Origin of the sequence: Klebsiella sp. KPN54798, assembly GCF_021184225.1 — a bacterium.
Lineage (GTDB): Bacteria > Pseudomonadota > Gammaproteobacteria > Enterobacterales > Enterobacteriaceae > Klebsiella > Klebsiella pneumoniae.
In genome coordinates this window covers 59,074-80,502 of the sequence record NZ_CP089234.1, presented here as the reverse complement: position 1 = coordinate 80,502, position 21,429 = coordinate 59,074, and the positions used below count along the sequence as shown (strand labels likewise).

At 62.0% G+C, this 21,429-nt stretch carries 22 protein-coding genes; 12 read left to right on the top strand and 10 right to left on the bottom strand.

Annotation, left to right across the window (positions count from 1 at the left end; all coding sequences use genetic code 11):
- Positions 1-60: 60 nt before the first annotated feature.
- The gene (locus LPQ25_RS00405) at positions 61-966 is read right to left on the bottom strand and encodes an AraC family transcriptional regulator (protein ID WP_004150236.1); all 906 of its coding nucleotides are present in this window, start codon (positions 964-966) and stop codon (positions 61-63) included.
- A gap of 116 nt (positions 967-1,082) precedes the next feature.
- Between LPQ25_RS00405 and LPQ25_RS00400 the strand changes: the two genes are divergently transcribed.
- Positions 1,083-1,619: a carboxymuconolactone decarboxylase family protein gene (locus LPQ25_RS00400; RefSeq protein ID WP_004151510.1), complete on the top strand. Its 537-nt coding sequence runs from the start codon at positions 1,083-1,085 to the stop codon at positions 1,617-1,619.
- A 20-nt stretch (positions 1,620-1,639) separates the two neighbouring features.
- Here LPQ25_RS00400 and LPQ25_RS00395 read toward each other — a convergent pair whose 3' ends face one another.
- Positions 1,640-2,110 carry a nuclear transport factor 2 family protein gene (locus LPQ25_RS00395; protein WP_002923016.1) on the bottom strand — a complete coding sequence of 157 codons (471 nt, stop codon included), beginning with the start codon at positions 2,108-2,110 and terminating at the stop codon, positions 1,640-1,642.
- A 2-nt stretch (positions 2,111-2,112) separates the two neighbouring features.
- Positions 2,113-2,739, bottom strand: coding sequence for a pyridoxamine 5'-phosphate oxidase family protein (locus LPQ25_RS00390; RefSeq protein ID WP_002923018.1), 627 nt, complete (start codon positions 2,737-2,739; stop codon positions 2,113-2,115).
- A gap of 38 nt (positions 2,740-2,777) precedes the next feature.
- Between LPQ25_RS00390 and LPQ25_RS00385 the strand changes: the two genes are divergently transcribed.
- Positions 2,778-3,749, top strand: a complete 972-nt coding sequence (locus LPQ25_RS00385) for a LysR family transcriptional regulator (RefSeq protein ID WP_014343450.1) — start codon at positions 2,778-2,780, stop codon at positions 3,747-3,749.
- Here the strand turns inward: LPQ25_RS00385 and LPQ25_RS00380 are convergent.
- Positions 3,746-5,239 carry an MDR family MFS transporter gene (locus LPQ25_RS00380; protein WP_004145022.1) on the bottom strand — a complete coding sequence of 498 codons (1,494 nt, stop codon included), beginning with the start codon at positions 5,237-5,239 and terminating at the stop codon, positions 3,746-3,748. The genes LPQ25_RS00385 and LPQ25_RS00380 overlap by 4 nt on opposite strands.
- Before the next feature lie 80 nt (positions 5,240-5,319).
- Here LPQ25_RS00380 and LPQ25_RS00375 point away from each other — a divergent pair, with 80 nt between their 5' ends.
- Complete coding sequence (locus LPQ25_RS00375; protein WP_002923038.1) at positions 5,320-5,967, top strand: TetR/AcrR family transcriptional regulator; 648 nt, start codon at positions 5,320-5,322, stop codon at positions 5,965-5,967.
- A gap of 378 nt (positions 5,968-6,345) precedes the next feature.
- Here LPQ25_RS00375 and LPQ25_RS00370 read toward each other — a convergent pair whose 3' ends face one another.
- Positions 6,346-6,762: a GNAT family N-acetyltransferase gene (locus LPQ25_RS00370; protein ID WP_002923062.1), complete on the bottom strand. Its 417-nt coding sequence runs from the start codon at positions 6,760-6,762 to the stop codon at positions 6,346-6,348.
- Here LPQ25_RS00370 and LPQ25_RS00365 point away from each other — a divergent pair.
- The gene (locus LPQ25_RS00365; RefSeq protein WP_014343452.1) at positions 6,737-6,853 is read left to right on the top strand and encodes a hypothetical protein; all 117 of its coding nucleotides are present in this window, start codon (positions 6,737-6,739) and stop codon (positions 6,851-6,853) included. The genes LPQ25_RS00370 and LPQ25_RS00365 overlap by 26 nt on opposite strands.
- On the opposite strand, the gene LPQ25_RS00360 is transcribed toward LPQ25_RS00365, so the two are convergent.
- Complete coding sequence (locus tag LPQ25_RS00360; RefSeq protein WP_004150240.1) at positions 6,813-6,935, bottom strand: hypothetical protein; 123 nt, start codon at positions 6,933-6,935, stop codon at positions 6,813-6,815. The two genes, LPQ25_RS00365 and LPQ25_RS00360, sit on opposite strands and share 41 nt — an antisense overlap.
- Before the next feature lie 206 nt (positions 6,936-7,141).
- On the opposite strand from LPQ25_RS00360, the gene eefA reads away from it, so the two are divergent.
- The 8 genes from eefA (at position 7,142) to LPQ25_RS00320 (ending at position 17,924) form a co-directional block, all read left to right on the top strand.
- Positions 7,142-8,266, top strand: coding sequence for a multidrug efflux RND transporter periplasmic adaptor subunit EefA (gene eefA / locus LPQ25_RS00355; RefSeq protein ID WP_014906750.1), 1,125 nt, complete (start codon positions 7,142-7,144; stop codon positions 8,264-8,266).
- Positions 8,266-11,373, top strand: coding sequence for a multidrug efflux RND transporter permease subunit EefB (gene eefB, locus LPQ25_RS00350; protein WP_048333411.1), 3,108 nt, complete (start codon positions 8,266-8,268; stop codon positions 11,371-11,373). The genes eefA and eefB overlap by 1 nt, the downstream gene beginning before the upstream one ends.
- A gap of 3 nt (positions 11,374-11,376) precedes the next feature.
- Positions 11,377-12,741 carry a multidrug efflux RND transporter outer membrane subunit EefC gene (gene eefC / locus LPQ25_RS00345; RefSeq protein ID WP_015875255.1) on the top strand — a complete coding sequence of 455 codons (1,365 nt, stop codon included), beginning with the start codon at positions 11,377-11,379 and terminating at the stop codon, positions 12,739-12,741.
- 45 nt (positions 12,742-12,786) lie between these two features.
- A complete protein-coding gene (locus LPQ25_RS00340) occupies positions 12,787-13,950 on the top strand; it encodes a multidrug effflux MFS transporter (RefSeq protein WP_002923107.1) in 1,164 nt (387 codons plus the stop codon).
- Positions 13,951-14,112: 162 nt separating this feature from the next.
- On the top strand, positions 14,113-15,015 hold the full coding sequence (gene murQ / locus LPQ25_RS00335) for an N-acetylmuramic acid 6-phosphate etherase (RefSeq protein WP_002923109.1): 903 nt from the start codon (positions 14,113-14,115) through the stop codon (positions 15,013-15,015).
- Between the two features lie 24 nt (positions 15,016-15,039).
- Positions 15,040-16,473 carry a PTS N-acetylmuramic acid transporter subunit IIBC gene (gene murP, locus LPQ25_RS00330; RefSeq protein ID WP_002923111.1) on the top strand — a complete coding sequence of 478 codons (1,434 nt, stop codon included), beginning with the start codon at positions 15,040-15,042 and terminating at the stop codon, positions 16,471-16,473.
- A 151-nt stretch (positions 16,474-16,624) separates the two neighbouring features.
- Positions 16,625-17,527, top strand: coding sequence for a DMT family transporter (locus tag LPQ25_RS00325; RefSeq protein WP_002923118.1), 903 nt, complete (start codon positions 16,625-16,627; stop codon positions 17,525-17,527).
- 106 nt (positions 17,528-17,633) lie between these two features.
- Positions 17,634-17,924 (top strand): YicS family protein, encoded by a 291-nt coding sequence (locus LPQ25_RS00320; RefSeq protein WP_002923120.1) that lies wholly within the window; start codon positions 17,634-17,636, stop codon positions 17,922-17,924.
- Positions 17,925-17,927: 3 nt separating this feature from the next.
- Here LPQ25_RS00320 and LPQ25_RS00315 read toward each other — a convergent pair whose 3' ends face one another.
- The 4 genes from LPQ25_RS00315 to galB are packed head-to-tail and all read right to left on the bottom strand — an operon-like array spanning position 17,928 to position 21,330.
- The gene (locus LPQ25_RS00315; RefSeq protein WP_014906748.1) at positions 17,928-18,791 is read right to left on the bottom strand and encodes an NAD(P)-dependent oxidoreductase; all 864 of its coding nucleotides are present in this window, start codon (positions 18,789-18,791) and stop codon (positions 17,928-17,930) included.
- 2 nt (positions 18,792-18,793) lie between these two features.
- A complete protein-coding gene (locus tag LPQ25_RS00310) occupies positions 18,794-19,879 on the bottom strand; it encodes a 4-oxalomesaconate tautomerase (RefSeq protein WP_004186236.1) in 1,086 nt (361 codons plus the stop codon).
- Positions 19,880-20,593 carry a 4-carboxy-4-hydroxy-2-oxoadipate aldolase/oxaloacetate decarboxylase gene (locus LPQ25_RS00305; protein WP_004145036.1) on the bottom strand — a complete coding sequence of 238 codons (714 nt, stop codon included), beginning with the start codon at positions 20,591-20,593 and terminating at the stop codon, positions 19,880-19,882.
- Complete coding sequence (gene galB / locus LPQ25_RS00300) at positions 20,590-21,330, bottom strand: 4-oxalmesaconate hydratase (protein WP_014906746.1); 741 nt, start codon at positions 21,328-21,330, stop codon at positions 20,590-20,592. The genes LPQ25_RS00305 and galB overlap by 4 nt, the downstream gene beginning before the upstream one ends.
- Between the last annotated feature and the right edge of the window lie 99 nt (positions 21,331-21,429).

Here is a 21,429-nt window from a genome sequence, read left to right as displayed (position 1 = left end):
GGGTAATAAACAGCAAACCACGCAACTGGAAATAAAATCATCTTCGCGAAACGCGAGGCGCTAGCCCCGGCGCCACTCGCCCGGCGTCACGCCATAGCGCATTTTGAAGCGCTTCGAGAAGGACGCCAGCGACTGAAAGCCGCAGCGTTCGGCAATGACCTCGAGGTTGGTCTGACGCTCCAGGCGCAGCAGCCGGGCGGCCAGCGCCATTCGCAGCTGCGACAGCCACGCCTGCGGCGTCAGGTGATAAACGCGGGCAAAATGACGGGCGAAGGTGGCCCGCGACAGAAAGGCACGGGCGGCCATACTCTCCAGCGTCCACGGTTGCTCCGGGGTCGCCATCACCGCCAGCACCGCCGGCATCAGGCGTTCATCGCTCATCAGGCGCAGCAGCCCGCCGGGCGGCTGTTGCTCGCCAAGCAGCATGCGCAGCAGGAGCACCAGCAGCGTATCGCCGAGGCTGCGCACGATAGCGCTGCCGCCGGGACGCTGCGCCAGGCTCTCGCGCACCAGTATATTAAGCAGCGCGTCCAGCTCCGGGCAGTCTTCACGCGCATCGGTATGGAGATGGATCAGCGTCGATGCTTCACTGAACAGCCAGCTGACGTGCGGACCAAAATAGAATTCGCCGCACAGCATCTCCAGCGCCCCCTCCGCCGGGCCGGCGCGCATTTCCGTCACCGTGCCGTTAAACCGGTGCGCCACCGGCAGCACCTGGCCCCACTCCACCAGGCTCTCCATCAGGTGCGGCGAACCGTGGGGCAGGAGGACGACATCTCCCGCGCGCAGGTGATGGGTCTGGCCGCCGACGTTGAGCCGCCCCTCGCCGCGCAGCACCACGTGCCAGGGCACCACGCCGCTGCGCATTTGCTGGTGCCCGGCCTGCCAGCGGCCGCCGAAGCGACAGTGCAGGTTCACTTCGCAGCGCGGCGCCAGCAGCGCCAGCAGATGACTGAGACTGTCCATGCTTCTCCTGAGACGATAAGACAAAAAGGTGAGACGAAGACCGCCAGTCTAGCATGCGGCAAGCGCCTAAGATGACCCCATTGCCAACACACCCTCGATAACAACAGGAGTTAACCATGAGCCGTTTAGCAGATATCCGTGAACAAGACGCCACCGGCAAAGCCGCCGATATTTTCGCCGGGATTAAAAAAGCGATGGGCAAAGTGCCGAACGCCTATCTCACCATCGGCGGCCACTCGCCGGCGGCGCTGCAGCAGGCGCTGGCGCACAATGCGATGCTCCATAAAGGCAGCCTCAGCGCCCAACAGCTGGAGGCGATTAATCTGTCGGTCAGCGAAGCCACCGGCTGTGACTACTGCCTGGCCGCGCACACCCTGATGGCGAAAAAAGCCGGCTTCAGCAGCGAGCAGATCCACGCCCTGCGCCGCGGGGAGTATGCGGAAGAGACGCAGCTTGATGCGCTGGTGAAATTCGCGCAGACCCTGGTGACCACCACCGGTACGCTGCCGGAAGCCGACGTCGCCGCGCTGCGCAACGCCGGTTTTAGCGACCAGCAGGTGATTGAGATTATCAGCGCCATCAGCGCCATCCTGTTCACCAACATGGTGAACCGGGTTAACGACACGGTGGTCGACTTCCCGAAAGCCGATTAATCCGTCGCGCAGCGCCGGTTTTACAGCCCCAGATCGCTGAGCCCCGGATGATCGTCCGGGCGGCGCCCCTGCGGCCAGTGGAACAGGCGCTCGCTTTCGCTAATTGGCAGATCGTTGATGCAGGCGTAGCGCGTCTGCATCAGTCCATGCTTATCAAACTCCCAGTTCTCATTGCCATACGAGCGAAACCAGTTGCCGCTGTCGTCGCACCACTCATAGGCGAAGCGCACGGCAATGCGATTCTCCTGCCATGCCCACAGCTCCTTAATCAGCCGGTATTGCTGCTCCTTGCGCCATTTTCGCTGCAGGAACTCAACAATTTGCCCCCGACCGTGGACAAATTCGCTGCGGTTACGCCATTCGCTATCCACGGTGTAGGCCAGGGCGACTTTTTCCGCATCGCGGCTGTTCCAGCCATCTTCCGCGGCGCGGACCTTCTGGATAGCGCTGTCGCGGGTAAACGGCGGTAACGGGGGACGTTGTTCGGTCATGCTTACTCTCCTCTACGGGCTAATTGCTGCTGCAGGCGCTGATTCTCCTGCTCCAGGTCATGAATACGTTGCTGCAGGTTCTGGCTGTACTCCGCCACCTGCTGCGCGCTGTAGCGCGGCGTAATGTGCTGCGGGCAGTTCCAGTCAAACGCCTGCAAATGAAAAAGAAACAGACGTTCAATGCGGGCGCGATAGTTGGCCGGCGCCACCTGCGCCAGCAGCTGCGGGTGGTCCTCTGCCGCCAGGACCTCGACGGTGGCGTAGATTTTCAGCCTGGCACGGCGCGGATAATCCATCAAAAACAGGCAGGCCCGGTCGCTGCCGCGCAGATTGCCGGTAGTAATGTACTGGCGGTTACCGCCGAAATCGGCCATCGCCAGGGTGGTGTCATCCAGCAGATGCAGAAACCCCGGCGGGCCGCCGCGATGCTGAATGTAGGGCCAGCCGCTCTGCGACACCGTCGCCAGATAAAAGCTGTCGCGGGTGGCGATCATCCCCGCTTCGCTGTCGCCGAAGCGGTCGGCCTGGCGGCGACTGCGCGGCGTTTGCCACAGCGAGTCGCTGCCCATTTCATGCTGCACATCCATCACGTCCGGGGTGATAGCGATATCGAGAAAGGTTGCTGCCATAGCGCCTCCTGTTGTCTGGCGCCATCATGGACTGTACTGTGAAGAATGATAATACGGGTAAAGTGGCAATCATCTTTCCGCAAAACGGGAGAATAATGGATCGATTAAGCGCGATGGCGCTGCTGGTGAAAGTGACCGAGCTGGGGAGCATGTCGGCAGCGGCGCGGGCGCTGAATATGCCGTTGACCACCGTCAGCCGCCATATTGGCGAACTGGAGAGCGCGCTGGGCGTACGCCTGCTGGCGCGAACCACCCGCAAACTGACGCTCACCGACGCCGGGGTCGATTATGTTGCCGCCGCGCGGCGGATCCTTGAGGAGGTGGAAAACGCCGAACGCCAGGCGACGGGCGAATATCAGGAGCCAAAGGGTGAGCTGGTGATCTCCGCGCCGACGATGTTTGGACGCCAGCACGTTCTTCCGGTAATCAGTGAATTTATCGCCCGCTACCCGCTAATTCGCGTCCGTTTGCTGCTCAGCGATCGCAATGCCGACCTGGTGAGCGACCATGTCGATCTGGCGGTGCGGATTGGCGACCTGGCGGACAGCAGCATGGTGGCCACCCGCCTCGGCACCATGCGGATTGTGGCCTGCGCCCATCCGGCGCTGCTGGCGAAATACGGCGAGCCGCAGCGGCCGCGCGATCTGGCGGCGCTGCCGATCATCCGCATTGAATCGCCGATGCCCTATCGCGGCTGGCGCTTTCGCGCCGCTGAGCGCGAGGACCAGCTGATTAACCTGCCGCCGGTGCTATCCGTCACCACGCCAGAGAGCGCCGCCGATGCCGCGCGGCTGGGGGTGGGGGTGGCCCGCTTACTGCATTATCAGGCGCTGGATGGCCTGCGCCACGGGGAGCTCCGTCTGCTGCTGGAAAACGTCGAGCCGGATCCGGCGCCGGTCCATTTGCTGTATACCGCTCGGGATCTGGCGCCGCTTAAGCTGCGCAAATTTATCGATTTTGCCGCACCGGCGCTGCGTCAGGCACTGCTGCGCATCGCCGGGGCCGCTTAATGCGTCGCGGTCTTCAGCGGCGCCTCCTTTAACAGCCATGAGAGGACAAACGCCACCGCCATAATGCCGGCCGCCATCAGAAACGCCGCGTGGATCGCCGCGCCGAAGGCGTCGAGGTAGTCGAGGCGGATATCCGCGGGCAGGTGCTGGACCGCCACCGGATTCATTCCCGGCGGCAGCACCGCGCCTTCCGGCAGCAGTTGTTGCAGGTTGCTCTGCAGCACGTGCGTGAACACCGCGCCAAACAGCGCCACGCCGATGGAGCCGCCAATCGAGCGGAACAGGGTCACGCCGGAGGTGGCGACGCCGTACATCTGCGCCGGCATCGCATTCTGCACCGCCAGGACCAGCACCTGCATCACCAGCCCCAGACCCGCTCCCAGCACGCCGGTAAACAGGTACAGCTGCCACAGCGGCGAGTGAATGGTGATGCGGGTCAGCAGTACCATGCCGGTCACGCCGAGCAGGGTGCCGAGGATCGGAAACAGGCGATATTTACCGGTACGGCTGATAATCCGCCCGCTGATAATCGAGGTCAGCAGCAGGCCTCCCATCAGCGGGATTAACTGTAACCCGGCCTCGGTGGGCGTCGCCTCCTTCACCACCTGCAGATAGAGCGGCAGGAAGGTGACTGACCCGAACAGCGACATGCCGATGACGAAGCCGATCAGGCTGCACAGCAGGAAGCTGCGGTTGCGGAACAGCGCCAGCGGAATAATCGGCTCGGCGGCCATCCGTTCTTCGTAAATAAAGCCGATGATCCCCACGATGCCGAAGGCCAGAATGCACCACAGCTGCGGGTCATTCCACGCATGGACGCTGCCCCCTTCCGAGGTAAACAGGATGATGCACAGCAGCGCCATGCTGAGATAAATCGCCCCCAGCCAGTCAATCTGATGCTGGCTGCGTTTATTGCTGCTGTGGAATACCGCGCCGATCACCAGCAGCGCGAACAGGCCGAGCGGCAGGTTGATATAGAAGATCCAGCGCCAGGAGGCGTGCTGCACCAGAAAACCGCCGATCAGCGGGCCGATCACCGTCGCCAGGCCGAAAACGCCGCCGAACAGCCCCTGATAGCGGCCGCGGTTGGCGGGCGGGATGACGTCGGCGACCGCCGCCATGCTGATCACCATCAGGCCGCCGCCGCCGAGCCCCTGCAGGCCGCGCATCAGTACCAGTTGGGTCATATTCTGCGCCAGCCCGCAGAGCGCGGAGCCGACGAGAAACAGCCCAATCGCCACCTGCAGCACAATTTTGCGGCCGAACAGATCGCCAAATTTACCGTACAGCGGCACCGCGATGGTGGAGCTGAGGATATAGGCGGTGACCACCCAGGAAAGCTTGTCCAGCCCGCCCAGTTCGCCGACAATCGTCGGCAGCGCGGTGGAGACAATGGTCTGATCCAGCGCTGAAAGCAGCATCACCAGCAGCAATGCGCTGAACAGCAGGCGTATCGACTGCACCGGTGGGTTAGCGACTTGAGAAGTCATTGCAACGCTCGCTTGAAATTAATTAAATGCATAATTAATATTTAGTGAAAGAATGAGTCGGGTCAAGAGATCGCCATATCATGACAGCACAAAAGGATCAGGATGCTCCCCGCCGCCCGGGTCGGCCGCGCGGTAAAAAACCGGGTACCGCCAACCGCGAACAGTTGATGGACATCGCCCTGACGCTGTTTGCCCGCGACGGGGCGGGCCGCGTATCGTTGAACGCCATCGCCAAAGAGGCCGGGGTGACGCCGGCGATGCTGCATTACTACTTCAGCTCGCGGGATGCGCTGGTGACTCAGCTGATTGAGGAGCGCTTTATGCCGCTGCGCAATCACATCAGCCGCATCTTTGTCGATCATCCACAGGACCCGGTGCTGGCGCTGACGATGATGGTCGAAACGCTGGGGCATATGGCGGAGAAAAACGCCTGGTTCGCGCCGCTGTGGATGCAGGAGATCATCGGCGAAATGCCGATTCTGCGCCAGCATATGGATGCCCGCTTCGGCGAGGAGCGTTTTCAGGTGATGCTGGGGACGGTGCGTCGCTGGCAGCAGGAAGGCAAGATCAATCCGGCGCTGGCGCCGGAGCTGCTGTTTACCACGGTGATTAGCCTGGTGCTGGTGCCATTTTCACGCATTCACAGCGATCCGCGTTTACAGGCGGTCAACCGTCAGACCATCGTCAGCCACGCGCTGGCGTTAATGGGCCACGGCGTTGGAGGTTAAGGCGTGGTTTTGACGCTTTTGTAGTCCGGATAAGACACCACGCGCCGCCATCCGGGATTTTCCCTGCTCGCGCTACGCTTAGCAGGGCTACAACTTCTATGTTAATTCCCGGCAGATTGCGCTCCCGGTTGATCTTCTGCGTTATGTCTCTTATGCCGCAGGGAGCGCACAGCACGAACCGTAGGCCGGGTAAGGCAACAGCCGCCACCCGGCAAGAATACAGGTGCCGTGCCTGATATCCTGCCCGGCGGCGTTGCGCTTGCCGGTCCTGGGTGGGGCGAAACTACGGGAGGACTGTGTAGGCCGGATAAGGCATTTATGCCGCCATCCGGCACAACCACAGGTGCGGTACCTGACCGCCCGGGGATACCAGGATCGTTACAGCGCCTTCGACAAATAGTGGCGCTGCATGCCTGCGTGCGGGAAGTCGGGCAGCGACATCTGCAGCTGATAGCCTAATTTCTGATAAAACGGCAGCGCCTGGAAGCTAAAGGTATCCACCAGCAGATGGCTGCAGCCTTGCGCCTGCGCCTGCTGTTCCGCCTCCTGCATCAGTTCGCTCCCCAGCCCGCGCCCGCGCGTCGTCTCGCTAACCCACAGATACTCAATGCACAGCCAGTTGCCCTTGCGTTTGGCAATCAGCCCGCCCTGCATTACCCCTTGCGCATCGCGCGAGTAAATCCCCAGATCGCCAAACTGCGCCGCATCGAGATACTGCTGATTATACTGCCGCAGACCGGAAAATAATTCTTGTTGATCGTTGGGATTAATGCTTTTTGTAATGATTAGTGTCATTAACTATCTCCAGTATCGCGCTGCCGAATGGTTATTTTCCCTCTCCACTTTCACAAAATATTCTTATTTTCTCCATGATTATTTGCCTTAATTTTTTGCGTTCTAAAAGTAAGCAAAAAAACCTTTCCATTATCGCGACGGATCGTATAATGGGGAAAAATGAGAATGATCATTCTCACAACAAAACCAGAGGAGATGCGCTTTTCACCTCCTGAAGACCGAAGAGGTTGGCTTCAGCGGAGACACAATAACAATCACGTTCAGGAACATCTGTGTTCCTTTTTTGTCATTTTCGCTCACCCGAAAATGCCTCAGCGCCCAACCTATTCCCTCGTTTTTAAATAAACGGGGCGGACGTCTTATATCTTGAGAAAATATAATGAAATACATCATAGCTCCCATCGCGACAGCATTATTTCTCCTTAGCGGATGCGATAATGCGCAGACATCTGCTCCGCAGCAACCCACGCCGGAAGTGGGCGTGGTCACCCTGCAAAGCCAGCCGGTGCCGGTAGTCAGCCAGCTCACCGGCCGCACCACCGCCTCGCTCAGCGCCGAAGTTCGCCCGCAGGTGGGCGGCATCATCCAGAAACGCCTGTTTACCGAAGGCGATATGGTGAAGGCCGGGCAGGCCCTTTACCAGATCGATCCCTCCAGCTATCGCGCGGCCTGGAACGAAGCGGCGGCGGCGCTGAAACAGGCCCAGGCGCTGGTGGTCTCCGATTGCCAGAAGGCCCAGCGCTACGCGTCGCTGGTCAGGGATAACGGCGTTTCCCGCCAGGATGCTGACGACGCCGCCGCCACCTGCGCCCAGGACAAGGCCAGCGTGGAATCGAAGAAAGCGGCGCTGGAGAGCGCGCGCATTAACCTGAACTGGACCACCGTCACCGCGCCGATTGCCGGGCGCATCGGCATCTCGTCGGTTACGCCGGGGGCGCTGGTCTCCGCCGATCAGGATACCGCGCTGGCGACGATCCGCGGGCTCGACACCATGTATGTTGATCTGACGCGATCCAGCGTCGATCTCCTGCGTTTACGCAAGCAAAGCCTGGCCAGCAACAGCGACACCCTCAGCGTGACGTTAACCCTGGAAGATGGCAGTACCTATCCCGAAAAAGGGCGTCTGGCGCTCACCGAAGTCGCCGTCGATGAATCTACCGGCTCGGTAACCCTGCGCGCTATCTTCCCCAACCCGCAGCACGTCCTGCTACCGGGGATGTTCGTCCGCGCGCGCATCGATGAAGGCATCATGAACGACGCGATCCTCGCCCCGCAGCAGGGGATCACCCGCGATGCCAAAGGCGACGCCACGGCGCTGGTGGTCGATGCCGCCAACAAAGTTGAGCAGCGTACCGTGGAAACCGGCGACACCTACGGCGATAAATGGCTGGTGCTGAGCGGCCTGAAAGCGGGCGACAAGCTGATTGTCGAAGGCACCGGTAAAGTGGCCCCCGGACAGACAGTGAAGGCCGTCGCCGTCAACAATAACGGAGGCAACGCCTGATGTTCTCCCGTTTCTTCGTGCGTCGCCCGGTATTTGCCTGGGTGATCGCCATTCTGATTATGCTCGCCGGGGTGCTGGCGATCCGCACGCTGCCGGTAGGCCAGTACCCGGATGTCGCCCCGCCGGCGGTGAAAATCTCCGCCACCTATACCGGGGCGTCCGCCGAAACCCTGGAGAACAGCGTCACCCAGGTGATCGAGCAGCAGCTCACCGGCCTCGACCATCTGCTCTACTTCAGCTCCACCAGCAGCTCCGACGGCTCGGTCAGCATCACCGTCACCTTTGAGCAGGGGACCGACCCGGACACCGCCCAGGTGCAGGTACAAAATAAAGTGCAGCAGGCGGAATCGCGGCTGCCGAGCGAAGTCCAGCAGTCCGGCGTAACGGTGGAAAAATCGCAGAGCAGCTTTCTGCTGATCCTCGCGGTGTATGACAAAACCAACCGCGCCACCAGCTCCGATATCTCCGACTGGCTGGTCAGCAATATGCAGGACCCGCTGGCGCGCGTGGAGGGCGTCGGCAGCCTGCAGGTATTCGGCGCCGAATACGCGATGCGCGTCTGGATGGACCCGACCAAACTCGCCTCCTACTCGCTGATGCCTTCCGACGTCCAGTCGGCGATTGAGGCGCAGAACGTGCAGGTTTCCGCCGGTAAAATCGGCGCCCTGCCGTCGTCCAATGCCCAGCAATTAACCGCCACCGTGCGCGCGCAGTCCCGGCTGCAAACCCCTGACCAGTTCAAAGCGATCATCGTGAAAAGCCAGGCCGACGGCTCGGTGGTGCGCCTGAGCGATGTCGCGCGGGTGGAAATGGGTAGCGAGGATTACACCGCCACCGCCAATCTGAACGGCCACCCGGCCGCCGGGATCGCGGTGATGATGGCCCCCGGCGCCAACGCGCTGGACACCGCGACGCTGGTGAAAAGCAAAATCGCCGAATTCCAGCGTCAGATGCCGCAGGGTTACGATATTGCCTATCCGAAGGACAGCACCGAGTTCATCAAAATCTCGGTCGAGGACGTGATTCAGACCCTGTTCGAAGCGATTATCCTCGTAGTCTGCGTGATGTATCTGTTCCTGCAGAACTTCCGCGCGACGCTCATTCCGGCGGTGGCGGTGCCGGTGGTGCTGCTTGGCACCTTCGGCGTGCTGGCGCTGTTCGGCTACTCGATTAACACCCTGACGCTGTTCGCCATGGTGCTGGCGATCGGCCTGCTGGTGGATGACGCCATCGTGGTGGTGGAGAACGTGGAGCGCATTATGCGCGACGAAGGGCTCCCCGCTCGCGAAGCCACCGAAAAATCGATGGGCGAAATTTCCGGCGCGCTGGTGGCGATTGCCCTGGTGCTGTCGGCGGTGTTCCTGCCGATGGCCTTCTTCGGCGGTTCGACTGGGGTCATCTATCGCCAGTTCTCGGTAACCATTATCTCGGCGATGATGCTGTCGGTAGTGGTAGCGCTGACCCTCACCCCGGCGCTGTGCGGCGCGCTGCTCAGCCACTCCAAACCGCACACCAAAGGGTTCTTCGGCGCCTTTAACCGCCTGTGGGGGCGCACGGAAGCAGGCTACCAGCACCGCGTACTCGGCGGCCTGCGCCGGGGCGCAGTGATGATGGGCGCTTACGCGCTGATTTGCGGGGCGATGGCGCTGGCGATGTGGAAGCTGCCTGGCAGCTTCCTGCCGGTGGAGGACCAGGGGGAGATAATGGTCCAGTACACCCTGCCCGCCGGGGCGACGGCGGTGCGTACCGCCGAGGTGCGCCGCCAGGTCACCGACTGGTTCCTCACCAAAGAGAAAGCCAATACCGACGTCATTTTCACCGTCGACGGCTTCAGCTTTAGAGGCAGCGGGCAGAACGCCGGGATGGCCTTCGTGTCGCTGAAAAACTGGTCGCAACGCAAAGGGGACGATAATACCGCCCAGGCCATCGCCCTGCGCGCCACCAAAGAGCTGGGGACGATCCGCGACGCCACCCTCTTCGCCATGACCCCGCCGTCGGTAGACGGTCTCGGGCAGAGCAACGGCTTCACCTTCGAACTGATGGCCAGCGGCGGTACCGACCGTGACAGCCTGATGAAGCTGCGCAGCCAGCTGCTGGCGGCGGCCAACCAGAGCAGCGAACTGCAGTCGGTGCGCGCTAACGATCTGCCGCAGATGCCGCAGCTGCAGGTGGATATCGATAACAACAAAGCCGTCTCGCTGGGGCTGTCGCTGAGCGACGTGACCGATACGCTCTCCAGCGCCTGGGGCGGTACCTACGTGAATGACTTTATCGATCGCGGCCGGGTGAAAAAGGTCTATATCCAGGGCGAAAGCGACGCGCGCGCGGTGCCGTCGGACCTCGGCAAATGGTTCGTTCGCGGCAGCGATAACAGCATGACGCCGTTCTCCGCCTTCGCCACCACCCACTGGCAATACGGCCCGGAAAGCCTGGTGCGCTACAACGGCTCCGCCGCCTTTGAGATCCAGGGCGAAAACGCCGCCGGCTTCAGCTCCGGCGCGGCGATGGACAAGATGGAAAAGCTGGCCGACAGCCTGCCGGCGGGCTCCACCTGGGCGTGGAGCGGCATTTCGCTGCAGGAAAAGCTGGCCAGCGGCCAGGCGATGAGCCTGTACGCCATCTCGATTCTGGTGGTGTTCCTGTGCCTGGCGGCGCTGTATGAGAGCTGGTCGGTGCCGTTCTCGGTGATCATGGTCATCCCGCTCGGCCTGCTTGGCGCGGCGCTGGCGGCGACGCTGCGCGGCTTAAGCAACGACGTCTACTTCCAGGTGGCGCTGCTGACCACCATCGGCCTGTCGTCGAAAAACGCCATCCTGATCGTGGAGTTCGCTGAATCCGCCGTGGATGAGGGGTATTCGCTCTCCCGGGCGGCGATCCGCGCCGCGCAGACTCGCCTGCGCCCGATTGTCATGACCTCGCTGGCGTTTATCGCCGGGGTGCTGCCGCTGGCCATCGCCACCGGCGCCGGAGCCAACAGCCGCGTGGCGATCGGCACCGGGATTATCGGCGGCACCCTGACGGCCACCCTGCTGGCGGTGTTCTTCGTACCGCTGTTCTTCGTGCTGGTGAAACGTCTCTTCACCCGCCAACGTCCTTCTCAGGAGTAAGGTATGTTTCGTTTAAGTTTTATGTTTATCGCGCTCCTGACCGCGGGCTGCGTCTCGCTTGACCCGCATTATGATCGCCCGGCCGCGCCGGTGCCGGCCACCCTGCCCGGGGCGCACGGCGAATCGACGGCGGTGGTCGGCGACTGGCAGAAAGTGGTCAATGACGCGCGGCTGAAAAAATTGGTCAGCATCGCGCTGAACAGCAACCGCGATGTGCAAAAGGCGCTGGCCGATATCGAGGCCGCGCGCGCCCAGTATGGCGAAACGCGGGCATCGCTGTTTCCCACCGTTGATGCCGAACTGAGCCACACCCGCAGCAAAACGGTGGCCAGCGGCCTGAGCTCCGCTTCACAGGCCGACGGCGCGGTCTCCAGCTTCGAACTGGACTTGTTCGGCAAGAACCAGAGCCTGTCGCGCGCGGCGCGCGAAACCTGGCTTGCCAGCGAATTCACCGCGCAGAATACCCGGCTGACGATGATTGCCGATTTGACCACCGCCTGGGTGACGCTGGCGACGGATAACAGCAATCTGGCGCTGGCGCAGCAGACCATGGACAGCGCGGCAAACTCGCGCAACATCGTCGCCCGCCAGATGGCGGTTGGCACCGCCTCAGCCGGCGATGTAAGCTCGGCGGAAAGCGTCTATCAGCAGGCGCGCGCCAGCGTCGCCAGCTATCGCACGCTGGTGGCGCAGGATAAAAACGCCATTAACCTGCTGGCGGGGGAAACCGTGCCGGAGAGCCTGCTGCCCGGCACTCTCGAGAGTCTCGGGGATAACAGCATCGCGCTGGTGCCGGCGGGCGTGTCGTCGTCGGTGCTGCTGCGTCGGCCGGACATTCAGGAAGCGGAGCACAATCTGAAGAGCGCCAATGCCGATATCGGCGCGGCGCGGGCGAACTTCTTCCCGTCGATTTCCCTGACCGCCAGCGCCGGGGTCGGCAGCGACTCGCTGTCGTCGCTGTTCAGCCACGGGATGCAGGTGTGGTCGTTCGCCCCCTCCATCAGCCTGCCGCTGTTCACCGGCGGCAGCAACCTGTCGCAGCTGCGCTATGCGGAAGCGGAGAAAAAGGGGCTGATCGCCACCTACGAGAAATCGATTCAGAGCGCGTTTAAGGACGTTGCCGATGCGCTGGCGCGCCGGGAAACGCTGAGCGAAGAGCTTGATGCTCAGCGGCAGTATGTCGCCGCCGAGCAGACATCGCTGGATATCGCCATGAAGAGCTATCAGGCCGGGGTCGGCGATTATCTGTCGGTGCTCACCGCTCAGCGCACGCTGTGGTCGGCGAAAACGACGCTGCTGTCCCTGCAGCAGACCGACCTCAATAACCGGATCACCCTCTGGCAGTCGCTGGGCGGCGGCGCCAGTTAAACTTACCCGCCGGGCGACCGAGCCCGGCCTCTACAAGGAATCGTTATGGCACGTGTTTCCCTCTCCTGGGCGCTGATCCTCGGCCTGCTGTCGGGTATCGGCCCGCTGTGCACGGATTTTTATCTGCCGGCGCTGCCGGAGATCACTCAGCAGCTGCAGGCCACCAGCACCCAGACCCAGCTGTCGTTGACCGCCGCGCTGATTGGTCTCGGCCTGGGTCAGCTGTTTTTCGGCCCGCTGAGCGACCGCATTGGCCGCCTGAAACCGCTGGCGCTGTCGCTGCTGCTGTTTATCTTCTCTTCGGCGATGTGCGCCCTGACCCGCGATATCAACATGCTGATTGTCTGGCGCTTTTTACAAGGCTTTGCCGGCGCCGGCGGCTCGGTGCTGTCGCGATCCATTGCCCGCGATAAATACCAGGGCACCCTGCTGACCCAGTTTTTCGCCCTGCTGATGACCGTGAACGGCATTGCGCCGGTGCTGTCCCCGGTGCTGGGCGGCTACGTTATCACCGCCTTCGACTGGCGAATTCTCTTCTGGACGATGGCCGCCATTGGCGGCGTGCTGCTGGTGATGAGCCTGGCGATCCTGCGGGAAACGCGCCCGGCCACAGCGGCGCATGCCAGCCGCCAACGGCCCGGCCAGCCGGTGCTGAAAAATCGCCGCTTTCTGCGCTTCTGCCTGATCCAGGCCTTTATGATGGCCGGGCTGTTCTCCTACATCGGCTCTTCTTCCTTCGTGATGCAGAGCGAATACGGCATGAGCGCCATGCAGTTCAGTCTGCTGTTCGGTCTGAACGGTATCGGGCTGATCATCGCCGCGATGATCTTTTCCCGTCTGGCGCGCCGCTTTAGCGCCGAAAGCCTGCTGCGCGGCGGCCTGACGCTGGCCGTGAGCTGTGCGGCGATCATGCTGCTGTTTGCCTGGCTGCATCTGCCGGTGCTGGCGCTGGTCGGCCTGTTCTTTACCGTGTCGCTGATGAGCGGCATCAGCACCGTCGCCGGCGCGGAGGCGATGAGCGCCGTCGACGCCGCGCAGTCCGGGACCGCGTCCGCGCTGATGGGCACCCTGATGTTTGTCTTCGGCGGCATCGCCGCGCCGCTGGCGGGTCTCGGCGGCGAAACGATGCTGAAAATGAGCCTCGCGATGGCCATCTGCTACCTGCTGGCGCTGCTGCTGGGCCTCAGCAAACCGCGCGACGCACGCTAATCTCCTGCTGCGGTAATAAAATATTCCAGATTTATTACCGCACTATTTCCCGCCATATCTACCATTCTCGTATTATTCTCCACGTACTAATCGTGATACTCTTCACAGGCAAGGAATAAATAATTCCTTATACTGCGCGCCACTGAGAATAACGAGGTTTCTATGAGTATCGACCTGAGCAAACTGCTGACCGAGCGACGTAACGCCAACAGCGCCAACATTGACACCCTCTCCACCCTCGAGATGCTGACGGTGATAAACCAGGAAGACCAGCAGGTAGCCCAGGCGATAACGCCCTATCTGCCGCAGATTGCCGAGGTGGTGGATAAGGTCGCGGCAGCGCTGCAGGCCGGTGGCCGCTTGATTTACATTGGCGCGGGTACCTCAGGGCGTCTGGGGATCCTCGATGCCAGCGAATGCCCACCGACCTTCGGCACCCGCCCGGAGCAGGTGGTGGGGATCATCGCCGGCGGACATAAAGCGATTCTCAGCGCCGTGGAAAATGTGGAAGACAACAAAGCGCAGGGGGCGATGGATCTGCAGAACCTGAACTTCAGCAACCGCGATGTGCTGGTGGGGCTGGCGGCCAGCGGACGCACGCCGTACGTCATTGGCGCCATGGAATACGCCCATAGTCAGAATGCCTTTGTCGCCATCGTCAGCTGTAACCCGCATGGCGAAATGGCCCAGCTGGCGGACGTGGCGATCACCCCGGTGGTCGGCCCGGAAGTGGTCACTGGCTCTACCCGCCTGAAAGCCGGCACCGCGCAGAAGCTGGTGCTGAACATGATCTCCACCGGGGCGATGATCCGCGTCGGCAAGGTGTACAGCAACCTGATGGTCGACGTCGAAGCGACCAACGCCAAGCTGATTGAGCGCCAGGTCTCTATCGTGATGGAGGCTACCGACTGCGATCGCGCCACCGCCCAGAAGGCGCTGGAGGCCTGCGGCCGCCACTGTAAAACGGCGATCGTGATGGTGCTGGCGGACTTAAGCGCCGCAGAGGCGCAGTCGCTGCTGGCGAAAAACAACGGCTATATCCGCAAGGCGCTCAGCAACACCTGAGCGCCGACAGACAGGTAACGGGCAATGGCAAAAATAACGAAAGAGATGATAGCGCGGATCCTCGCCCACGTGGGCGGCGCCGCAAACGTCGCGCAGGCGGGCAACTGCATGACGCGCCTGCGCTTGACCCTGCGCGATGAAAGTCTGGCCGACAGCGCCGCCATCCGCCAGATTGACGGCGTGATGGGGGTGATCGTCAGCGACGAGCAGTTCCAGGTGGTGCTCGGCCCCGGCAAGGCGCAAACCGCCGCCGAAATGATGAACGGCCTGCTGGAGGCGGCGCCCGCCGCCGCGCCGACGCTGGCCGACGTCGCGGCGGAGAAAAAGCAGGCGCTGAAGGGCAAGCAGACCAGCGCGGTGCAGAAGTTTCTCGCCAAATTCGCCACCATCTTTACGCCGCTGATCCCCGGCTTTATCGCCGTCGGGCTGCTGCTGGGCTTCGCCACCCTGGCGGAACAGGTTTTCGTACTGGAGAACGCCCATCCGAACGCCAGCCTGGTGGCGCTGATTGGCTATATGAAGGTCTTCAGCAAAGGGATGTTCACCTTTCTGAGTATCCTGATTGGCTATAACGCGCAGAAGGCGTTCGGCGGCTCCGGCGTGAACGGCGCGATTATCGCCTCGCTGTTCGTGCTGGGCTACAACCCGGAGGCAACCAGCGGCTTCTACGCCGGCATTTCCACCTTCTTCGGCCATGGCATCGATCCGCGCGGCAATATCATCGGCGTACTGATCGCCGCTATCCTTGGCGCGTGGGTTGAACGCCAGGTGCGGCGGGTGATGCCGGCCAACCTCGATATGATCCTCACTTCGGCGGTGACGCTGCTGATCATGGGCGCGGTGACCTTTACGGTGATCATGCCGATTGGCGGCTGGTTGTTTACCGGCATGTCGTGGCTGTTCCTGCATCTTAACGGCAACCCGTTTGGCTCGGCGGTGCTGGCCGGCCTGTTCCTGCTGGCGGTGATGTTCGGCGTCCATCAGGGGTTTGTCCCGGTCTATTTTGCGCTGGTGGACGCCCAGGGCTTTAACTCGCTGTTCCCGATCCTGGCGATGGCCGGGGCCGGGCAGGTGGGGGCGGCGCTGGCGCTGTTCTGGCGGGCGAAGCGCGATTCGCTGCTGCGAACCCAGATTAAAGGGGCGATTATTCCGGGCTTCCTCGGGATTGGCGAGCCGCTGATCTACGGCGTCACCCTGCCGCGGATGAAGCCGTTTGTCACCGCCTGCCTCGGCGGCGCCTGCGGCGGGTTCTTCGTCGGACTGATCGCCTGGCTGGGGCTGCCGGTCGGCCTGAACACGGTGTTCGGTCCGTCCGGTCTGGTGGCGCTGCCGCTGATGACCTCCGGCAGCGGAATTTACGCCGGGATGGCGGTCTACGCCGGCGGGCTGGCGGTCTCCTACCTGTGCGGTTTTGTCCTCACCTGGCTGTTCGGCAGTAAAAATGTCGATTTAAGCTAGAACGCGACTATCGGTTAATGCCCGGCGGCGGCTTCGCCTTACCGGGCCTGCAAAATAGTTACGCCGCCGCGCCCGACTACCATTTCCTGCCCCGCCGCCCGGGCGCGCGCATGCTATGATTCCCCTTTGTCATATTTCGCTTGAGGAAAAGATGGGCTCCAGCAAAAAAGGGATGCTGAACGTACTGATTGCCGCCGTGCTGTGGGGCAGTTCCGGGGTGTGTGCGCAATTTATTATGCAGGAAAGCCAGATGTCGTCGCCGTTTCTGACCATGACGCGTCTGCTGTTCGCCGGGCTGATCCTGCTGATGCTCGGCTTTGTTCACGGCGACCGCATTTTCCGCGTGCTGCAAAACCGCCGCGACGCCCTAAGCCTGCTGTTTTTCTCGCTGTTTGGCGCGCTAACCGTGCAGTTCACCTTTCTGATGACCATTGAAAAATCCAATGCCGCCACGGCCACGGTGCTGCAGTTTCTGTCGCCGACGATCATCGTCGCCTGGTTCGCCCTCGCCCGCAAAGCGCGTCCCACTCCGCTGGTGCTGGGGGCTATCTGCACCTCGCTGGCGGGCACCTTTCTGCTGGTGACCCACGGCAACCCAACGACGCTGTCGATTTCGCCGGCGGCGCTGTTCTGGGGGATCGCCTCGGCGTTTGCCGCCGCCTTTTATACCACCTATCCTTCAACGCTGATTGCCCGCTACGGGACGCTGCCCATCGTCGGCTGGAGCATGCTGTTCGGCGGCGCGATGCTATTGCCGTTTTACGGCGGCCAGGGCACCGATTTTGTGGTTAACGGCAGCCTGCTGTTAGCTTTTTTCTACCTGGTGGTGATCGGTACTTCGCTGACCTTCAGCCTCTATCTCAACGGCGCGCAGAAGATTGGCGGCGCAAAGGCCGGGATCCTCAGCTGCGCCGAACCGCTGAGCAGCGCCCTGCTGTCGCTCCTGCTGCTGGGGATCACCTTCACGCTGCCGGACTGGCTGGGCACTCTGCTGATCCTCGCGTCGGTGGTGCTGATCGCCATCGACTCGCGGCGGCGGGTGAGAGCCGCCTGAGCAGGCGAGAAAAAGCGCATTTTCAATAAGTTAAACTGACCACTATTTGCGTGTTTTCGCGCCTGCGCATATAGTTGACGGAAGCGATTACGGAAGGAGAAGCCTGATGAAAGCATGTTGGATGGTATGCCTGGTCACCGCCCTGAGCGCCACGTCGGCGTGGGCCGAATCACCGCTGCAAAGCCTGCAGTTCGAGCAGCAAAAACAGCAGGTGCTCAAAGCGGTGAAGGAAAAATGCGCGCCAGCAAGCCACCTCAGCGACAACGATTTTGCCAATAAAGTGCTGGCGACCGACGGTAACAAGAACGCGGTCCGCGAAGCAACGCTGGCGAAGGAGCGCAATAACCAGAAAAGCTACCAGGCCGCAATCGACAAAATCGTCTGTCCGGCCAAATAGCGGTTATTTCAGCCTCGCGACCAGCGTTTTCCAGTCAAACGGCGTAAGCTGCCTGTAGCTCAGGCTACGGGCGGCCATCTGCTCCGGCAGCTGGCGCTGGCTTTTCGCGATCGCCTCGCTCATTATCCCGGCGCTCCCCACGTCACGCAGGGTTTTCACCACCTCTTCCATCTCTTCGCTGCGCCGAATGCCATGTTCCGCCACCCGGCTGATCAGATAGTCGGGGAACGCGCCTGTCCAGCCCAGAGAGGGGAAACTATGATGCAAGGAGCTAAGCACCTCCTCCTCAACGCCGTATTCACGGGCCGCGAACAGGCATTCTGTGGTAAGCGCTTCAAGACCTTTGATCATCACGCTACGGCACATTTTTATCGCCGACACCTGGCCCACCGTACTGGCGCCATAGCGGGCATTCAGCCCCAGCCCCTGCAGACGCGGCGCGATCGCCTCCGCCTGCGGCCCGCCGATCAATAACGGTGTCTGCAATCGGGCCGGCGGTACCGGCGCCATCACCGCGACATCAATGTAGGCGCCCGGCAGAAAATGTTCAGCCGCCTGCCGTTTCGTCTCCGGCGCCACGGAGTTGAGATCGAGGAAATATTGTCCCGGCTGCAGCAGCGCGGCCGCCTGCTGCGCCACCTTTAGCGCCTCACCGGCGGTCACAGTAGAAAAAACCAGCGTGGCCCCCTCCAGCGCCTGCGCCAGCGAATTTCCCACCTGAACGCGCGAATCACGGGCTTTACTGAGCATTGCCTCTCGCTCCGGGCCATTGAGCTTGCAATCCCAAATGGTCACCGCATGCTCACGGGCCAGATCCGCCGCCAGAATGCCACCCGCCTCGCCAAAACCAATAAACGCGATTGTCATCATCACTCCTCACGCGGCCAGACGCGGGCCGGAATAAAAACCTCGCCAGCAAACAGCAGTCGCGCCGTGCGTAACAGGCCGCAGCCAGCCAGGGCGCCGTCAGCATCAAGCTGAAGCGTCACGCTAAATTCGCCTGTCGGATGCTCGACGCTGAGCAGCGGCGTATCGCCTGGCGCTACCTGCGCCAGGCCCTGCGCGACAGAGCCGGGGAGCAGACAAGCGCTGGCCACGCTCACCGCGCCAAATACGCCGATCGACGCGTGGCAGCGGTGGGGGATAAAGGTGCGGCTGCTGATGGCGCCGCCGTGTCGCGGCTCGGCGATCAGGGTCATCTTGGGCACCGTGCGCTGGCTGACGTCGCCAAGCTGCATCAGCGGCCCGGCCTGCAGGCGAATCGACTCCAGGCGACGTTTAAGCGCGTCGTCATTATCCAGCTGTTCGCGCGTCTCATAGCCGGTGCAACCGAGGTCGCACGCGCGCAGCAGGATCACCGGCATTCCGTTATCGATGCAGGTCACCTCGACGCCGTCAAAACGGTCACGAACCCGGCCGGTCGGCAGCAGGGCCCCGCAGCTGGAGCCGGCGACATCAAGAAAATGGAGCAGGATCGGGCTGGCGCTGCCCGGCACGCCATCGATACGACTCTCGCCGACGTAGTCAACCCCGTCGGCATCGCAGGGGATCTCTGCCACCGCCAGTTGCCCCGTGTTCTCCATAAAAATACGCACCCGAGTGAGCGGCGCATCGTGGCGAACCAGACCGCGCTCGATGGCGAAAGGGCCAACGGCGGCGAGAATATTGCCGCAGTTTTGGCCATAATCCACGGTAGCCGCCGCCACGTTCACCTGGGCAAACAGATAGTCCACATCGGCGTCAGGCCGTGCGGAGCGGCGGATAATCGCCACTTTGCTGGTCAGCGGATCGGCGCCGCCGATCCCGTCAATTTGCCGGGGATCAGGCGAGCCCATCACCGCCAGCAGCACCGCATCACGTCGCACCGGATCGGCAGGCAGATCGTCGGCCAGAAAACAGGCCGCTTTAGAGGTGCCGCCGCGCATCCATAGACAGGGGATTCCGCGTTGCGCCATTTATTCCTCCACCTCGTCTGCGCGGTCGTAATACCGCAGGCCCTTTTCCGCCAGACGCGGACGCATAGCGTAAATATCCAGCCCCAACTCGCCATTGCGCATCCGCTCACGTTTCGCAAGCTCATTGCTCATGCGGGCTTCCGCTTTATGGAGCACATCACGGACCCGGGCGTGAGGCAGCACCACGACGCCATCGTCGTCGGCCACTACGACATCGCCCGGCTGTACAAGCTGACCTGCGCATATCACCGGGACGTTAACCGAACCGAGGCTCTCTTTCACCGTCCCCTGGGCATAAACCTGACGGGACCAGACGGCGAATCCCATTTCCCGCAACGTTTGCGAATCACGAATGCCGATATCGCCCACCAGCCCGACCACGCCGCGCGATTGGAGAGACGTCGCCAGTAGATCGCCGAAGAAGCCATCGCCGCACGGCGAGGTCGGGGCCACCACCAGAATATCGCCGGCGCGGCACTGCTCGACCGCGACATGAAACATCCAGTTGTCGCCAGGCGTCACCAGCACGGTTACCGCGTTGCCCGCCCGGCTGACGCCCTGCTGAATCGGACGGATTGCCGGCCCCATCAGCCCCTGACGATCCCAGGCTTCATGGAGCGTCGCCACCCCGGCCGCCTCACAGCGGCGCAAAACCGCCTCGTCATGGCGCGGCAGGTGGCGGATCACAAGGCCTTTTTTATTTAACAGGTTCATGCCAGGTTCTCCGTTACGCGGGGGAAGATGCTCTGGAAGGCTTCGCCGTGAACGATATCGCGCGCGGCCGTGATGCCGATATTGCGCTTGGCCTGCACCCCGCGCTGCAGCGCCACGCGGGTGTAGTATTCCCACAGATGCTCCTGACCCTGCATGCACTGAATGGCCTGATACTTTTTCTCCCAGACGGCGGTGATGTCCAGCAACACATCGGGTTTCCAGTTGCACTGCTCCGGCTGGTGCGGTTCGAAACAGTAAACCGGGGGAGCAGCGACAATTTTCTCACCGGGGCGATAGCCCTCTGCCTGGGCGATAATCCGCGCTTCCTGCGCCAGATGGGAGGCCAGGGGGTGATCGTAGTTATAGGGATCCTGCAGGGAGTGCGTCAGGACAAAGTGGGGCTGGATACGGCGATACACATCCGCCAGACGAAATAGCGTCTCTTTATCGGCGCGCAGCGGATAATCGCCGATATCAAAGAATTCGACGCTGGCGCCCAGGATCGCGGCGGCGGCCTGCGCCTCTTCGCGACGCACCTGCTTCACCGCCTCCTCGGTCATGTTGCCTTTACGCCACAGTTTGGCGGACTCGCCGCGCTCGCCATAGGATAAACAGACCACATGGACCTGATAGCCCTGCAGGGCATGCAGCGCTATCGCACCGCCCGCGCGCCAGACGAAATCGGCCGAGTGGGCGCTGACGACAAGGGCACTTTTTTCGCTAACCGGATGAGACATGATGGCTTCCTCTGTTGTTTTTTTCAGCTTGTCATGTCCCGTCGTGGGGAGGTAATTCGTTAACTTGCGAAGGCTATGATTTTTATTTATGTTGTCGTC

Excerpts from the sequence above, each read along its gene's own strand:
- LPQ25_RS00370 (WP_002923062.1), bottom strand. The coding sequence starts at position 6,762 with ATGACACTAATCATTACAAAAAGCATTAATCCCAACGATCAACAAGAA.
- LPQ25_RS00310 (WP_004186236.1), bottom strand. The coding sequence starts at position 19,879 with ATGGCGCAACGCGGAATCCCCTGTCTATGGATGCGCGGCGGCACCTCT.
- LPQ25_RS00400 (WP_004151510.1), top strand. The coding sequence starts at position 1,083 with ATGAGCCGTTTAGCAGATATCCGTGAACAAGACGCCACCGGCAAAGCC.
- LPQ25_RS00395 (WP_002923016.1), bottom strand. The coding sequence starts at position 2,110 with ATGACCGAACAACGTCCCCCGTTACCGCCGTTTACCCGCGACAGCGCT.
- LPQ25_RS00390 (WP_002923018.1), bottom strand. The coding sequence starts at position 2,739 with ATGGCAGCAACCTTTCTCGATATCGCTATCACCCCGGACGTGATGGAT.
- LPQ25_RS00340 (WP_002923107.1), top strand. The coding sequence starts at position 12,787 with ATGGCACGTGTTTCCCTCTCCTGGGCGCTGATCCTCGGCCTGCTGTCG.
- murQ (WP_002923109.1), top strand. The coding sequence starts at position 14,113 with ATGAGTATCGACCTGAGCAAACTGCTGACCGAGCGACGTAACGCCAAC.
- eefB (WP_048333411.1), top strand. The coding sequence starts at position 8,266 with ATGTTCTCCCGTTTCTTCGTGCGTCGCCCGGTATTTGCCTGGGTGATC.
- LPQ25_RS00360 (WP_004150240.1), bottom strand. The coding sequence starts at position 6,935 with ATGATCATTCTCATTTTTCCCCATTATACGATCCGTCGCGATAATGGA.
- LPQ25_RS00325 (WP_002923118.1), top strand. The coding sequence starts at position 16,625 with ATGGGCTCCAGCAAAAAAGGGATGCTGAACGTACTGATTGCCGCCGTG.
- LPQ25_RS00375 (WP_002923038.1), top strand. The coding sequence starts at position 5,320 with ATGACAGCACAAAAGGATCAGGATGCTCCCCGCCGCCCGGGTCGGCCG.
- murP (WP_002923111.1), top strand. The coding sequence starts at position 15,040 with ATGGCAAAAATAACGAAAGAGATGATAGCGCGGATCCTCGCCCACGTG.
- galB (WP_014906746.1), bottom strand. The coding sequence starts at position 21,330 with ATGTCTCATCCGGTTAGCGAAAAAAGTGCCCTTGTCGTCAGCGCCCAC.
- eefA (WP_014906750.1), top strand. The coding sequence starts at position 7,142 with ATGAAATACATCATAGCTCCCATCGCGACAGCATTATTTCTCCTTAGC.
- LPQ25_RS00320 (WP_002923120.1), top strand. The coding sequence starts at position 17,634 with ATGAAAGCATGTTGGATGGTATGCCTGGTCACCGCCCTGAGCGCCACG.
- LPQ25_RS00405 (WP_004150236.1), bottom strand. The coding sequence starts at position 966 with ATGGACAGTCTCAGTCATCTGCTGGCGCTGCTGGCGCCGCGCTGCGAA.
- LPQ25_RS00380 (WP_004145022.1), bottom strand. The coding sequence starts at position 5,239 with ATGACTTCTCAAGTCGCTAACCCACCGGTGCAGTCGATACGCCTGCTG.
- LPQ25_RS00305 (WP_004145036.1), bottom strand. The coding sequence starts at position 20,593 with ATGAACCTGTTAAATAAAAAAGGCCTTGTGATCCGCCACCTGCCGCGC.
- LPQ25_RS00365 (WP_014343452.1), top strand. The coding sequence starts at position 6,737 with ATGCTTTTTGTAATGATTAGTGTCATTAACTATCTCCAGTATCGCGCT.
- eefC (WP_015875255.1), top strand. The coding sequence starts at position 11,377 with ATGTTTCGTTTAAGTTTTATGTTTATCGCGCTCCTGACCGCGGGCTGC.
- LPQ25_RS00315 (WP_014906748.1), bottom strand. The coding sequence starts at position 18,791 with ATGACAATCGCGTTTATTGGTTTTGGCGAGGCGGGTGGCATTCTGGCG.